Raw genomic sequence first — 14,696 nt, 5'->3', positions numbered from 1 at the left:
GGGGGCTCGAAAGCAACGGAACAGCGTGTTGCGTTTTTCTTAAGGGTTTTTAGGAAGCCGCTTAGTGGTAGGTTTTAGGTAAGAGCTTTCGTTTTTCAAATATTCTGGCAAAATCGTCGCCACAATAATAATTTCCATATCCCCCAAAGTAAGGTTCTCCATGCAAACACTGTTGCGTACCATTTACGAAGATGTCAAACCATTGATTGGACAGGGCAAGGTTGCCGACTATATACCTGCTTTAGCCAATGTAGACCCGAATCAATTTGGCATTGCTATCTACAGCAACCAAGGTGAATTGTTTCAAATTGGCGATGCTGAAACCCCGTTTTCCATACAAAGTATTTCAAAGGTGTTTAGTCTAACTTTGGCGATCAAACATTATGGCGAAGGGATGTGGCAACGTGTTGGCTGTGAACCTTCTGGGCTACCATTCAACTCCTTAGTGCAGCTTGAATACGAACACGGTATACCACGAAACCCTTTTATTAATGCCGGGGCTCTCGTTGTAAGTGATATGAATCAATCTCGCTTTGCCTCTCCGCACTATGCGATGCGTGAGTTTGTGCGTCGTGTCTCTGGTAATCCAGAGCTTATGACCGACCAAGTCGTGGCAAATTCTGAGTACGAATTTAGACACCGCAATGCTGCGATGGCTCACTTGATGAAAGCCTATGGCAACTTTGAGAACCCAGTTGACGATGTCTTGAAAAGTTACTTTTCCAACTGTGCTTTGAGAATGAGCTGTATTGACCTGGCCAAAGCCTTTAATTTTCTTGCAAACAAGGGTTATTGCTCGATTAGTCATGAGCAAATTATCTCCGAGCAGGAGGCCCGTCAAGTTAATGCATTAATGGCTACCAGTGGTATGTATGATGAAGCAGGCAGTTTTGCCTTTCAGGTTGGCTTGCCCGGAAAAAGTGGTGTCGGTGGCGGGATTGTGGCGATTGTGCCTAATCGCTTTTCTATTTGTGTTTGGTCTCCCGCTTTAAATAAAGTGGGTAATTCTACCGCTGGTGTGGCTGCGCTTGAATCTATGACCAAACAAATCGGTTGGTCGGTCTACTAACGTCGGGGTTTTAGTGAGGCAAGCTTTACAGTTTCTTAACAGCTTGCCTCAAAGCTTCACACCTTATTAATTTTCCACTTCGTACAATCGTCTCGTTATCATATTTGCGAGGCTTTATGATTCGAGTGACTTTAATGGCGCGCTTGTTGGCGCTGCCAGCACTATGGATGGGAACGGTTCAGCTGGTCTTTGCAGAGCTATCCTTTTACCTCTTTATGGATGGCATGGGTCATACATTCTTTTATAGTGCGGCCGTCATTATGGCTTTATCTATTGCCGTTCTTTTTGGTGCGCGTCGTTACCGCTTTGCCTCAGTCAACAGCAAAGAAGCCATTTTCTATGCCGTGCTAACATGGATAACTGTAGGCTTTCTTGGAGCGATCCCCATTTTTTTTGTGGCCGGAGTCAGTTGGACGGATGCTGTCTTCGAGTCCGTCAGTGCCTTAACGACGACTGGGGCAACCATATTAAGTGGCTTAGATGCCATGCCTAAAAGTTTTTTAATGTATCGCCAGTTCTTACAATGGATGGGGGGACTGGGGGTGGTGATTTTTGTGGTAGCGGTGTTGCCGATGTTAAACATAGGTGGCATGCGTTTACTCAAAGCGGAAACGGTAGGTCCGGTCAAGGATGAAAAGCTCACACCAAAAGTGAAGAAAACCGCCCGTTATTTATGGTATGTCTATCTACTGATTACCCTAATGTGCGCCATTTGCTACTGGCTCGCAGGTATGAGTGCCTACGATGCCATTGCCCACAGTTTTACGACCGTTTCAACGGGTGGTTTTTCGACCCACGATGCGAGCATGGGGTATTTTCAAAGCGATACTATTTTATGGATTTGCTGCGTATTTATGGCACTGGGAGCCATTAGCTTTTCGTTGCATTACCGTGTGCTGGCGGCGAGGCAAATGGCACTTTATTGGCAGGATGAGGAATGCCGTTGGTTTTTACTGATTGCGCTAGCCTTCTCTGCCATGGTGGCACAGCAGCTGTGGCAGTTTGATGAGGCTCAAGGCACCTTCGCCATCATTACTCAAGCCACGTTCCATGTGCTGTCTTTTATGACTAGTACTGGTTACGGTGCCGCAGGATTTACCGAATGGCATGGGGCAGCTCCTATCTTATTATTGGTGGTTGGCTATGTGGGCGGTTGTGCTGGGTCCACCGCGGGTGGCAATAAGGTGGTGCGTAATGTGATTTCGTTTAAGTCTATTTTGCTTGAAGTAAAGCAGTTGGTGCACCCAAGCGGTGTGTTTACTATCCGTTATCAACATCGTCCCATTAACGAGCAAATCCGTAACAGTGTCATGTCGTTTATGTGTTTGGCGGCGATTACGACGACAGTCTTAACCTTACTGCTGATGATGACAGGAGTAGATTTTGTCAGTGCTTTGAGTGCGGTGGCTGCTTGTTTGAATGTGTTAGGGCCGGGCTTTGGTGAGTTGGGCAGTAACTTTGCGCCATTAACCGATAGCGCGACTTGGTTGATGTCCTTTGCCATGATACTAGGGCGCTTAGAGTATTTTACGGTCATTGCTATTTTTACATCACTCCTATGGCGTGAGTGATCTGTTGATGAAGGAGTCAATGGGTGTCTACCTCCAAGAAATGGTCTCGAATTATGTTAGCTTTGCTGATTCCTGCGGGCGTTATTTTGCTGGCTTTGCCGTTACGATCCTTTATTTCTGTAAGTGATGTCATGCTGCTTGGGGTGGCTTGCGTTACTTATAGTGGTTTTCGCTATGGTAAAGCAGAAGCCATGCTGTCGAGCGTAGTTAGCGTTGTGTTTGTGGATTTCTTGTTTGTGCAACCTTACTACACGCTGGCGGTACATAACTTTGAGTATTTTGTAAGCTTCGGTGTCATGTTGGCGGTTGGAGTGTTTATTGCGCAACTGGCTCAGCGTAATCAATTGGTCGAGCTTGAAAAGCAAGCGACTGTGCGCTTAAAAGAGCGCGAAGAAATTAGAGCTAATTTGTTGCGCTCTATCGGCCATGATTTGCGAACCCCTCTTGGTACGATTATGGGGGCGTCTAGTTTGATTATGGACGATCAGATTCCCTTATCTAAAGAGCAATATAGGGAACAAGCCACGAATATTTACCAGCAGAGTCTCATCCTCAAAAATCAAATCGATAAAATGCTGGAGCTAAGTCGTATTCGCGATTTACAAACTACTAATGATTGGTTGAATTTACCCAGTGAAGATTTGGTAAGTGCTGCGTTCGCCCGTACTAAAGCTAGCCAAAATGAGGCTTTTCAAGTGACACGGCAGGTCGAATTCATTAAGGGGGATGGCGCCTTGTTAGAAGTGGCGCTTGCAAACCTAATTGATAATGCAACGAGGCATGGCGTAGCCCCGTTTCAAATTACTTTGGAACAGCAAGCTAGCGAATTTTGCATCAGGGTCTGCAACCGCATTGATCGAGTTAGCGTAGCCAGACCCGACTCGGGTACGGGGTTGGGTTTATTGATTTGTGATGCCATCGCCAAGCTTCATAATGGAGCATTTTATTATCAGCAAGGTTCCCATGATTTCGAAGCAGTTATTCGTTGGAAGGAGCAATAATGCAACGTGTTCTAATTATCGAAGATGACTTGGCCATGCAAAGTTTTTTAAAAACCTTGTGTGAGTCGGCTGGATTTGAGGTGTTCCACAGCGATCATATTGCAGAGGCTAAGCAACTGGTTAAGCAGCATGTCATGGATCTTTGTTTGCTTGATCTCGGGCTGCCAGATGGCAGTGGCCATGACTTTATTCGCGAGGTAAAGCCAGAGGTAGAGTTTCCTATTATCGTGATCTCGGCAAGGGATACAGATTTTGACAAAATCACGGCTTTGGATTTAGGTGCGGACGATTATGTGGCCAAACCTTTTAGTGCTGGGGAATTAATGGCTCGTATTCGGGTTGCACTAAGGCGAGGAGGAGCGGTCGCGCCGACTGAGGCGACACGTTATCGTGTGCAGCATTTAGAGATTGATTTAGAGGCTCGCCAAGTGACCAGCGACCATTTGGAGGACGCCATCCATTTAACACCGATTGAATTTAAGCTATTGGAGCTGTTAGTGAAGAATCCTAATAAGGTGCTAACCTACAGCCTGATTGGACGAGAGGTGTGGGGCAATCAATTTACTGGTAGCACTGAAAAGATTCGTGTGCACATTGCCCAGTTAAGACAGAAGATTGAAGCCAACCCTGCCACACCGACACTGATCAGCAACGCCCCCGGAGTTGGATATCGCCTTAACCATTCCACTGAACTAGATGCACACTGTGGCCATCATGATTTTTCTTAGCCTTGTACATCGCTTTATCGGCTTTTGAAATAATCTTGGTGGTGTTCGCTTGCTTGCCAGTGAAGGTAGTAATGCCAATGCTAGCGTCAATGTAGAGCGTTTCACCGCCCACATAGTAGGGCGCTTTTAATGCCTCAACGATCTGTTCCGCTTTAGCGATGGCGCGTTCTTCATTACTAATATTTTGTAGCAGTAAAATAAACTCATCACCGCCATAACGGGCAATGTGGAAATGAGGGTTAGCAAATTGTTTTAAGCGAAAGCCCACTTCCATAAGAATCAAGTCACCTTTGTTATGACCAAAGGTGTCATTAACCTGCTTGAAGTTATTTAAGTCCAAAAACATCAAAGCATAGAGTTGATCACTACTGGCCAGCTGGTTTTGCAGGTTGAACTGCTCTTCAAAGGCCATGCGATTATCCAGTCCTGTAAGAGGATCTTTGTAGGCAAGGCTGGAGAGCTGTTCGCGTTCCGCAAACTCTTCACTGACATCTTCAATGCGCCAGACAATCAGGTGCTGGTTATCTTGGTAGACGCTGGTCTTCTCTACTTTCACAATGGCGCGTTTTGAGGCTAAAAAGGACAGTTGCCAGATGCCTTGTTTATTGGGGTAAGGGGTAATCAGCTCCTCTATCTTATGTTGTTGTGCTACATCAAAATCAATGCCGAGTAGTTTTGTGAATTTGGGGTTCGCTTGGATCAGATTGCCTTGATTGTCAGTGAATACCATTGCACTTGGCATTTCATTCAGTAGTGAGTCAATCAGTGACTGCTCTTTTTCTAAGGCTCGCAAGCGCAAGCGGTAGAGCCAAAATGCGGCAATAAAATTCAGCATGCCCAATACGAGTGCAATCGTTTGCAGTAAGCGAATTTGCCCTGTTTCATATCGCGCTTGGGTTTCGATCGCGAGGGCTAGCTCGTTCATGTAATCAAGGAGCAATGAACTTTGGGTGTCCAAGAGTTTATTGATGCGCAGGAAAAGCTCGGGGTTAGGGTTTAGGACGTAGCGTTGTAAATCTTGTCGTAATGGTACCCAAGTTCCCCAAGCTTTTTCGACGATATTAAAATAATGGCGCTGATCAAAGGCATCTAGGGTGACTGTGTGATTGTCGGTATCTAATGTCGTACCGCCAACCCGAAATGCGCTTAAAGTCCGATCAAATAGACTAACGGTGTGGCTTAGAGTATCTAAAGCCTCTTTACTAGCGGCTCCCGGTGGCGCGTAAAGGAATTCTTTCACCATTTTCTGGGATAGCATGCGTTGACGGCCTGCTAAGTTTAACTCTACGGTTTGCCCCTGCACTCGTTGCGTGAGCCAAATATTGAGGCCTAGTGCAGCGCCATCGAAGATAAAAAATAATAGGATGGCATAAGTTAAAAAAGGGTTGGTTTTATTGGTACGCCAGCTCATCCAGATTCTCCGATAAACAATCCTTTTCTTAGGAATCAATTAAACAGCAGCCCGAGAAAGATTAATAGAAGCTTTCGAATAATCTTAACCATTGAGTCAGTACTATATTAGAAGGTATGCAAGACTTTAGCCAAATGAGGCTATTGATAGACGTCATAAAAAAAGGGGGCCAAAGGCCCCCTGAACGAACAACACACTATAAGTTAGTGCGGAACTATTTCGACGAGGGTTTCACCGGGTGTTACACGGTCGCCCTTGGCCACATAAACGCCTGCGACTTTGCCGGCGATTGGGGCTTGAATTTCTGTTTCCATCTTCATGGCTTCGGTGATCAGTACCGCTTGGCCTGCTGCGACTTCGTCACCCACATTAACAAGTACGTCAACGATGTTGCCGGGCATAGCCGTGGTAATATCGCCAGGGCCTGACGCTTTGGCACGTTTACCGCCAGCAGAGGAGCCTGCGTCGTACTCATTTAATGACTCAATCAATACTTCTTCTGGCATACCATCAAGCGTTAGGTAAATATGACGCTTGCCTGCGCTGTCGCCACCGATACCAGTGATTTCCACTTGATAAGTTTCACCGTGAACGTCGATGCTGAACTCTGTTGAAACGGAAGCGGATGCCTTAGCGGATCCCGCTACAGCAATTGGCTCCAGCGCTTCAGGAACTAAGGTGCCAGCTTCGCGTTGCTCAAGGAATTGTTTACCAATGTCTTGGAACATGGCGTAAGTCAAAACGTCTTCTTCACTCTTCGCCAGAGCGCCAATGTCCTTGCGTAAGCGTGCCATTTCTGCGCCAAGACCATCCGCAGGGCGACCTTCGATTGGTTGCTCAGAGCCGATTGCCTTAGTGCGTACGGCAGGGTTTACCGCCGCTGGTGGTTGACCGTAACCGCCTTGTAGGTAGCGTTTCACTTCGTTAGTGATGGTTTTGTAACGCTCACCCGCAAGGACGTTCAATACTGCTTGAGTGCCCACGATCTGTGAAGTTGGCGTTACAAGGGGAGGGAACCCCAAATCTTCACGGACGCGTGGGATCTCAGCAAACACTTCACGAATGCGATCCAGAGCATGTTGCTCTTTAAGCTGGTTAGCCAAGTTCGACATCATGCCGCCCGGTACTTGGTTAATCTGTACCGAAACGTCTTCTTTAGTGAACTCGCTTTCAAATTGGTGGTATTTCTTGCGTACTTCTTTGAAGTAGTCGGCGATCTCAGTTAGCAATTCAAGGTCAAGGCCAGTGTCCCATTGCGTGCCTTTTAGAGCGGCAACTTGGGATTCAGTGGCAGGGTGGCTTGTGCCCGATGCGAACGATGAAATCGCTGTGTCAATGTGCTCAGCACCGGCTTCAATGGCTTTAAGCTGACACAATGGTGCCAAACCAGCCGTTGAATGGCTATGAACGAACAACGGTAGATCTACGTTTGCTTTAATTGCTTTCACTAGATCGTAAGTCGCGTAAGGCGTCAGTAGACCAGCCATATCTTTGATGGCGATGGAGTCAGCGCCCATGTCTTTTAGGGCTTGGGCTTGCTCAACAAATAGCTCCAATGTGTGCACTGGGCTGGTTGTGTAACAGATCGTACCTTGGGCATGTTTGCCTGCTTTCTTAACCGCTTTGATCGCTGTTTCAAGGTTGCGTAGATCGTTTAGCGCATCGAAGACACGAAATACATCGATGCCGTTTTCAGCGGCTTTAGCAACGAATGCTTCAACTACGTCGTCTGCATAGTGGCGGTAACCCAATAGGTTTTGCCCGCGCAGTAGCATTTGTAGGCGCGTATTTGGCAATGCTTTGCGCAGTGCACGTAGGCGTTCCCAAGGGTCTTCTTTTAGGAAGCGTACGCAGGCATCAAAAGTCGCGCCACCCCAAACTTCCAAGGACCAAAAGCCCACAGCATCAAGTTTGTCGCAGATAGGAAGCATATCTTCAGTGCGCATGCGCGTCGCAATCAAAGACTGGTGTGCATCGCGTAAGATAACGTCTGTAACCTGTACTTTGCTCATTCGGTGTTCTCCTCGTTCTCTTCCTAAACTGCCGCGTGTGCAGCAATGGCTGCAGCGATCGCCAAGGCAATTTCACTTGGTGCGCGTTTGTCAGAGTAATTCAATAGCTCAGGGTGATTCGGTACGAAGCTGGTGTTAAAGAAGCCGCTTCTAAACTCATCGTTTTTCAAAATTTCTTGGTAGTAGTTGGCGGTGGTTTTCACGCCCTGCACACGCATATCCGCCAGTGCACGAGCTCCACGATCCAACGCATCTTCCCAATTCAGCGCCCAGACCACTAACTTCAGACACATTGAGTCGAAGTAAGGTGGGATGGTGTAACCGGTGTAAATCGCGGTATCGGTACGCACACCTGGGCCACCTGGCGCGTAGTAACGGGTAATACGACCAAAGCTTGGCAAGAAGTTGTTTTTCGGATCTTCCGCGTTAATACGAAACTGCAATGCATAACCACGGAACGAGATGTCTTCTTGGCGGTAGCTCAATGGCAAACCAGCTGCGACACGGATTTGCTCGCGCACAATGTCAACACCGGTAATCTGCTCAGTGATGGTGTGCTCAACCTGTACACGGGTGTTCATCTCCATAAAGTAGATGTCATTGCCTGTGACAAGGAACTCAACCGTACCGGCATTTTCATAGCCCACCGCTTTTGCAGCTTTTACTGCAAGCTCACCCACGTAAGAGCGTTGCTCAGGGGTGAGCTGTGGACTTGGTGCAATCTCGATCAACTTCTGATTACGGCGCTGGATAGAACAGTCACGCTCGTAAAGGTGAATCGCTTCCCCTTGGCTGTCGGCCAAGATCTGTACCTCGATGTGTTTAGGATCGACAATGCATTTTTCTAGGAATACTTCTGCTGAACCGAACGCTTTGGTCGCTTCTGAGATCACGCGCGGGTATTGATCGCGTAGCTCTTTCTCGCTGTCACAGCGACGGATACCACGACCGCCGCCACCTGAAGTCGCTTTTAGCATGATTGGGTAGCCAATGCCGTTCGCCAGTACAACCGCTTCTTCGATGTCAGCCAGGTTGTCTTCTGAGCCCGGCGTCACTGGAACGCCTGCCGCGATCATGCTCTTACGCGCTTGGGTTTTATCACCCATTTTGGCGATAACGTCCGCTTTAGGACCGATAAAGGTAATACCGCGTTCTTGACAGATGCGAGCAAATTCAGAGTTTTCCGACAGGAAACCATAACCTGGGTGAATCGCATCACAGCCAGTTTCAACGGCTAGGTTGACGATACGGCGTGCATCGAGGTAGCCCGCAAGCGGGTCTTCACCCATGCTGTAAGCTTCGTCGGCACGCTTCACATGTAGGGCATGGCGATCTGGCTCTGTGAAAATTGCCACCGAGCGAATGCCCATTTCGGCACATGCACGAACGATACGAACGGCAATCTCTCCACGGTTAGCAATCAATATTTTCTTCAGCATTATTCTCTCCATCTGCTCAAATCAAGCATGGGAGGTACAGTATTCTAAAGTTACAAAAATAAATAATTGATATTTTTTTGGTAAACCATAAGTAATAGCTTATAGTTGTGGGAAAGTTATTTAATTTCATAGGGTTGAGTCATGGTGTATACGCTCGGTCAGCTTTTAAATAGGCTGACATTTCGTCAGTTGCAGGTGTTTCAGGCGGTATTTCATAAGCTAAGTTACTCCAAGGCGGCAGAAGAGCTGGGACTAACGCAGCCTGCAGTGAGTGCTCAGATGAAGCAATTAGAAGCTGCGCTTGGGCAGCCCATGTTTGATTACGTGGGTAAGCAACTGTACGTGACGCCCGCGGGCGCACAGCTTGAACGAGTGGTGCGAGAGATCTTTAGTGATCTCGAAACGTTGCAGATGGATTTGTACCAACTGGAAGGCCAGTTACGAGGTGAGCTTCGCCTATGTGTCGTAAGTTCCGCCGAGATTATCTTGCCGTATTTGTTGAAAAACTTTCTGCACAAGTATCCGCAAGTCGATGTACGCCTGACCGTACTAAACCGTACCAATGCTACCGAGCGTTTACTGCAAAACCAAGATGACATCGTTATTACGGGAATTGTGCCGGACACTCGCTTGCTCAGTCGTCAGCCATTTTTTGATAACTTGCTGGTGCCGGTGGTGCCAGCGGAACATCCTATTTTGGCGATATCCGAGATCGCGCCCCAAACGTTTTTAGATGCTGGCTTTTTGCAACGAGAGCAGGGGTCAGGGTCCCGTGGTGCAATCGAAGGCTTTTGTAAGGATCATCGTTTGCAGTTAAAGCCTATCTTGGAACTGGGGTCTAATGAGTCCATTAAACATGCCATTCTGGCTGGCTTAGGTGTGTCTCTATTACCGCTGGCGAATGTGATCACTGAGCTAAAAATAGGGTCGTTAATTATGCCAACGATCAAAGGCTTCCCAATCAAACGCAGCTGGTGTGCTGTTTATCCGAGTAGTAAACAGCCCACACCTGTAATGCAGGCTTTCTTAGAATATTTGCGTGATCAAGGGGACGCCTGTTTGTCCGAAAAGTTTAGCTTTAAAAGCTAAACGGCATCGTCCCCAAATAACATGTCATCTTCGGACTCAAGGTCGGCAAAGGTCCAGAAATTAATACTATAAGGGGCAACCAAGTCTAGCTTGGGCAACTTAGGGAAGTCTTTGAGGCGTACTTTGCCTTTACGAAATTTCGGGAGTACGCCGTTGATCAGTACTTTTTTGCTGGTCAACGAATCAGCGCTGATTTCGTAACGCTTTTTGGGTGAACCAAACGACTGAAACTTCAAACGATGGGGTTTGTTAGTCATGTTGATAATCAACAAGGTCATACGGTTTTGTTTGTGGCCGCCATGGCAGTAAACGATCAAGTCGGGGTTCTGACAGCTTACTTGATACACCTGTTGCCCCATCAAACGTTTCCAGAGCCAACTGACCCAAAAATCCGGATTGGGTTTTAAGCTTTCACGCTGAATCAAACCGTAGTCGCCGCCAATTAAAGACTGACGAATCATGACTTTTTGCCTGAGTTTGGCGCCACGCCCGAGTTGATCCGCCCACCAAAAGCTCGATGCAAAACGGTCAGATAGCTTAGGTTGACCACCACATTGAGCGGAGCCAGATTCACCGGTCCAAAGTTCCGCTTGGGGTTGATGACGTTTGCGATAGCGCTCCAGTTGTTCGGAAAAACGCTCAAAATCTTCTAATGAGCGTTGATCCAGTAGCTTCTCAATGCGTGCCGTGCGGGTGCGGATCGGCGAGCGTTGACTCTGAAAAGGGTAATAATGCCAGTCAACAATATCGAGCTGGCCTTCCAATTGCTCCAAAAACCCCGGTGTAATATTTGAAAGGTATTTAATGGTTTCACCCAGATAAGGCCAGAAGGCGCTGCCTGGGCCTGCGATACGGCTACTCGGGCTGAGGAGTCGGACTTGGTTAATAAAACGCTGATAATCGAGTACCAATTGCTTAGTACGTGGCTGGGCACTAAGGCCATGAAATGCCCAATATGCATTTAACTCATTGCCTAATTCGCAGACATCGATATTCACCCCGCGATCCAGTGCATGTTGCAGCAGAGCCGCACTGTCGGAGCCGTTCCATTTGCCGTGTTGCTTACGATCAAAGGCACCGTATTTGAAGGTGAACATAAATTTCAGTTGGTGCTGTTTGATAAAGTCCAGCAAGCGATTCCAGATGGCTTCGCTTAACTCCGGCTCTTTTTCATGGGGCAATTCTTGTGAGCAGAAGTAATGAATGGTGTCTGCTTCCGAACCTCCCACACGAAGATATGCGGGTTTTAAGTGCTCAACATATAGGCTTAACTTGGGGTGTTCTAGTGCCAAAGGTGGCACCCGATTGGTGCCAAGGCCGCGACTAGAGCCATTGCTGCCTTCCCACCATTGGCCGCCAATGATCAAAGAAATATCAATCGAAAAGGATAGATAACACGGGTCCACCTCGTGGATGGGCTGTTCCTGCTCAAGTTTGATTAAATTGATCGACTGCGCGCGTTGCGTAATCAAGCGGCGAAACGGGTTCAAGGCCATAGCAATCTCCATTGTGATTACCCAGTGTGCCTTGCAAATATGACACTCAAATGAAGTTGCCTTGGCCATCTAATTAGAACCATTCAGCATCACGTGAACAGAATTTGGCTCGATTTCGACTTCAATAGTTGCAATGAAATTCAATACAGCCAATGATTTACACTGATTTAATAACAACCAGTAAGTAATTAAGAGAGCTACCTGTGAATTCTGCTGCCAACCCTTATGGATTGACCATGCACGAACAGCGAGATGCCTTGTATGCTGAGCTGCATTCTCGTCCATTCCATGTCATACAAAGTCCCGCGCGGATTAGCTACCTTGCAGTAATGGTGGATGTTGCCCGAAAACAGGCAGATTTCGAACATTTTTGTGAGCTTTATCGCTACTTTGATAAGACCCCACCTAGTCAAGATTCAGTCTGTTTAGAAGCGGATTTTGGGGATTTACGTGTCCGCCGTGAAACCCACTTAGAATTTGTCTCCTACACGGTCGTCAATCAAGGGCAGCCTTTTTTAGATGATCCATTTGCCAACACGGGTTTAAGTCGCTTACCGAAAGACTGGCTACAAACACTTGGTGGCACCGTTGTATCGGCTTTTCATGTGGCGATTGAAGACGCCGCCAACCAACCAGAGCCCGAGCTCGCTCAAGTAAAGTCGTATTTTGAAGGCATGCGCCTCGTGGGTAGTCAGCCTCAAAATGGTGATGCGCAGGTGTGGACAACATTCAAAATTCACAGCGACGGTTGTGGTCGTATGTTGATCTATAACCGTGGTATGAGTAACAGCCAGTTAGGTCGAATAGTTCAACGTTTAATCGAAGTGGAGTCATACCGCTTGCTGGCATTGTTGGGGTTGCCATTAGCGCGATTCTACAACCAACATTTAGCGCAAATGGATCAACAATTAGTTGACCTCACCCAGCAGCTATCTGCTTCGAGTGGTGAATTAGACGAGCAGGCCGTACTGGAAAAAATCATCGATATGGCCGCTTGGGTTGAGTCAGCCCGCGCCGCAACGACTTTTCGCTTTAGTGCTACGGTGGCCTATCACGATTTGGTATTAAAACGACTTAATGAGCTAAAAGAAGATGAAGTGTCTGGTCACTTAACCATTACCGAGTTTATGACCCGCCGTCTAACCCCTGCTGTACGTACCTCTAAAGCAACTGGTGAACATTTAGAAAACCTCTCCCGTCGTATTGACCGTGTTTCGGACATGATGCGAACTCGAGTGGACATGACGATTCAATCGCAAAACCAGCATTTATTGGCATCCATGGACCGACGTTCCAAAATCCAACTTGCGATGCAGCACACGGTAGAAGGCCTATCGGTGGCGGCGATCTCTTACTACAGTATTGGTTTGATCAAATATCTGATTGAAGCCGCCTATGAAAAAGGTGTGCCGATTGATAAAAGTTTAGCTGTGGGGCTTGCAGTGCCGCTGGTTATCGGCAGTGTTTGGTGGGCCACACGCCGTATCCATAAACGCTTCCTAAAACTGGCCAAAGAGCAAATGGATATTGGCGAAGGGGAGCATTAAGAGTCGTCTTTGCTTGGAGATATTTGTTAAGGTATTCCATGCGTTTAATTGGCGCTGACGCGTCGGTGGTGAGGAACGAACCGAGACATGCGCAAGCCAATTGAATTGCATGGAATGCCATGAACCGATTTAGCTAAGGGATGCTGACCAATGATTAAAACCATTGCTATAGAAAACTACCGCTCGATTATCAGTTTAACCATCCCGCTAGGGCAGTTAAATCTGGTGACGGGGGAGAATGGTAGTGGTAAATCCAATCTCTACAAAGCCCTGCGTTTGCTGGCTAAGGTCGGGGAGGGCGGTATTGTGCGTTCTTTGGCGGAAGATGGCGGTTTAGAATCAGTGTTTTGGGCGGGACCTGAAAAAATTACCAAGCGTATGCGTTCTGGCGAAGTGCCAGTGCAAGGTGGACCGAGGCAAACTAAGCGCCAATTAAAGCTAGGCTTTGCAGGGGAAGACTACGGTTACTCGGTGTCGCTTGGATTGCCTAATTTTGGCGTGGCGATGCCTGTCCGTAAACCTACCTTGTTTAAGCTTGATCCTGGCATTATGCGAGAGACCATTTGGCATGGTGAATACTACCGGCCAGCGAGTGCTTTGGTGGATCGACAGGATAATGCGATTAAGCGCAGAGCGGGCAGAAGCTGGGAAGTGGTGTCTTACCATGCGTCGAGTTTTGATTCGATGTTCGATTTGGCGGCCGATGCCCAACAAGCGCCTGAAGTTTTCTTTATGCGTGACCGTATTCGTAAATGGCGCTTTTATGATCACTTTCGTACCGACCAAGGTGCCCCTGCTCGACAGCATCATCTAGGTACCTTTACCCCCGTTTTAAATCATGATGGTCGTGATGTGGCGGCCGCCTTACAAACCATTATTGAAATTGGCGATGCGGATGCCCTGCATGAGGCGATAGATTTCGCCTTTCCGGGGGCGCGTATTGAAGTGCTGCGAACCGATGAAGGGCGCTTTATGCTGCAATTTTATCAGCATGGTTTACTGCGTCCGCTCACCGCCGCCGAACTGTCCGATGGCACCTTGCGTTATATTCTTTGGGTAGCTGCTTTGCTAACCCCGAGGCCACCAGAGCTAATGGTGCTCAATGAGCCTGAAACCAGCTTGCATCCAGATCTCTTGCCAGCCTTAGCAAGGCTTATCACCTTTGCCGCCGAGCATAGTCAAGTGTGGGTGGTTTCCCATGCGCCGCGTTTGATTGCTGCGCTGGAACAATCCGAATGGTGTCATTCGATTCGTTTAGAAAAGGACTTTGGCGAAACCCAAATCCCCACCTTTGGTATGCTGGATTTGCCTCCTTGGCACTGGCCCGCTTAAC

Annotated in this window: 11 protein-coding genes; 7 read left to right on the top strand and 4 right to left on the bottom strand. The window is 47.7% G+C overall.

Translation table 11 applies throughout. From position 1 onward, the window contains the following. The first annotated feature begins 160 nt into the window (after nucleotides 1–160). The 4 genes from glsB (at nucleotide 161) to ASC49_RS10775 (ending at nucleotide 4,369) form a co-directional block, all read left to right on the top strand. Entirely contained in the window at nucleotides 161–1,069 is a 909-nt protein-coding gene (glsB, locus tag ASC49_RS10790) for a glutaminase B (RefSeq protein WP_055463248.1), read from the top strand. A 116-nt stretch (nucleotides 1,070–1,185) separates the two neighbouring features. Further along, the gene (locus ASC49_RS10785) at nucleotides 1,186–2,640 is read left to right on the top strand and encodes a TrkH family potassium uptake protein (RefSeq protein ID WP_055463247.1); all 1,455 of its coding nucleotides are present in this window, start codon (nucleotides 1,186–1,188) and stop codon (nucleotides 2,638–2,640) included. A gap of 23 nt (nucleotides 2,641–2,663) precedes the next feature. Continuing rightward, nucleotides 2,664–3,641, top strand: coding sequence for a sensor histidine kinase (locus tag ASC49_RS10780; RefSeq protein WP_055463246.1), 978 nt, complete (start codon nucleotides 2,664–2,666; stop codon nucleotides 3,639–3,641). Continuing rightward, nucleotides 3,641–4,369, top strand: coding sequence for a response regulator (locus ASC49_RS10775; RefSeq protein ID WP_055463245.1), 729 nt, complete (start codon nucleotides 3,641–3,643; stop codon nucleotides 4,367–4,369). The genes ASC49_RS10780 and ASC49_RS10775 overlap by 1 nt, the downstream gene beginning before the upstream one ends. Here ASC49_RS10775 and ASC49_RS10770 read toward each other — a convergent pair. The 3 genes from ASC49_RS10770 to ASC49_RS10760 form a co-directional block, all read right to left on the bottom strand. Further along, a complete protein-coding gene (locus ASC49_RS10770; RefSeq protein ID WP_055463244.1) occupies nucleotides 4,317–5,780 on the bottom strand; it encodes a diguanylate cyclase domain-containing protein in 1,464 nt (487 codons plus the stop codon). The two genes, ASC49_RS10775 and ASC49_RS10770, sit on opposite strands and share 53 nt — an antisense overlap. Nucleotides 5,781–5,983: 203 nt before the next feature. Beyond that, the gene (gene oadA, locus ASC49_RS10765) at nucleotides 5,984–7,792 is read right to left on the bottom strand and encodes a sodium-extruding oxaloacetate decarboxylase subunit alpha (RefSeq protein ID WP_055463243.1); all 1,809 of its coding nucleotides are present in this window, start codon (nucleotides 7,790–7,792) and stop codon (nucleotides 5,984–5,986) included. 23 nt (nucleotides 7,793–7,815) lie between these two features. Beyond that, the gene (locus tag ASC49_RS10760) at nucleotides 7,816–9,231 is read right to left on the bottom strand and encodes an acetyl-CoA carboxylase biotin carboxylase subunit (protein WP_055463242.1); all 1,416 of its coding nucleotides are present in this window, start codon (nucleotides 9,229–9,231) and stop codon (nucleotides 7,816–7,818) included. Between the two features lie 141 nt (nucleotides 9,232–9,372). Between ASC49_RS10760 and ASC49_RS10755 the strand changes: the two genes are divergently transcribed. Further along, nucleotides 9,373–10,320 carry a LysR family transcriptional regulator gene (locus ASC49_RS10755; protein ID WP_055463241.1) on the top strand — a complete coding sequence of 316 codons (948 nt, stop codon included), beginning with the start codon at nucleotides 9,373–9,375 and terminating at the stop codon, nucleotides 10,318–10,320. Here the strand turns inward: ASC49_RS10755 and ASC49_RS10750 are convergent. Continuing rightward, a complete protein-coding gene (locus ASC49_RS10750; protein ID WP_072242091.1) occupies nucleotides 10,317–11,816 on the bottom strand; it encodes a glycosyl hydrolase family 79 N-terminal domain-containing protein in 1,500 nt (499 codons plus the stop codon). The two genes, ASC49_RS10755 and ASC49_RS10750, sit on opposite strands and share 4 nt — an antisense overlap. Nucleotides 11,817–12,019: 203 nt before the next feature. Here ASC49_RS10750 and ASC49_RS10745 point away from each other — a divergent pair, with 203 nt between their 5' ends. Then, a complete protein-coding gene (locus ASC49_RS10745) occupies nucleotides 12,020–13,363 on the top strand; it encodes a DUF3422 family protein (RefSeq protein WP_245624693.1) in 1,344 nt (447 codons plus the stop codon). A gap of 150 nt (nucleotides 13,364–13,513) precedes the next feature. Then, nucleotides 13,514–14,695, top strand: a complete 1,182-nt coding sequence (locus tag ASC49_RS10740; RefSeq protein WP_055463239.1) for an AAA family ATPase — start codon at nucleotides 13,514–13,516, stop codon at nucleotides 14,693–14,695. Nucleotide 14,696: the final 1 nt, after the last annotated feature.

The sequence above is a fragment of the Marinomonas fungiae genome, from assembly GCF_001418205.1.
Classification (GTDB): domain Bacteria; phylum Pseudomonadota; class Gammaproteobacteria; order Pseudomonadales; family Marinomonadaceae; genus Marinomonas; species Marinomonas fungiae.
Note: the sequence above shows the minus strand (reverse complement) of the source record. Positions and strands in the feature narration are given on the sequence as shown.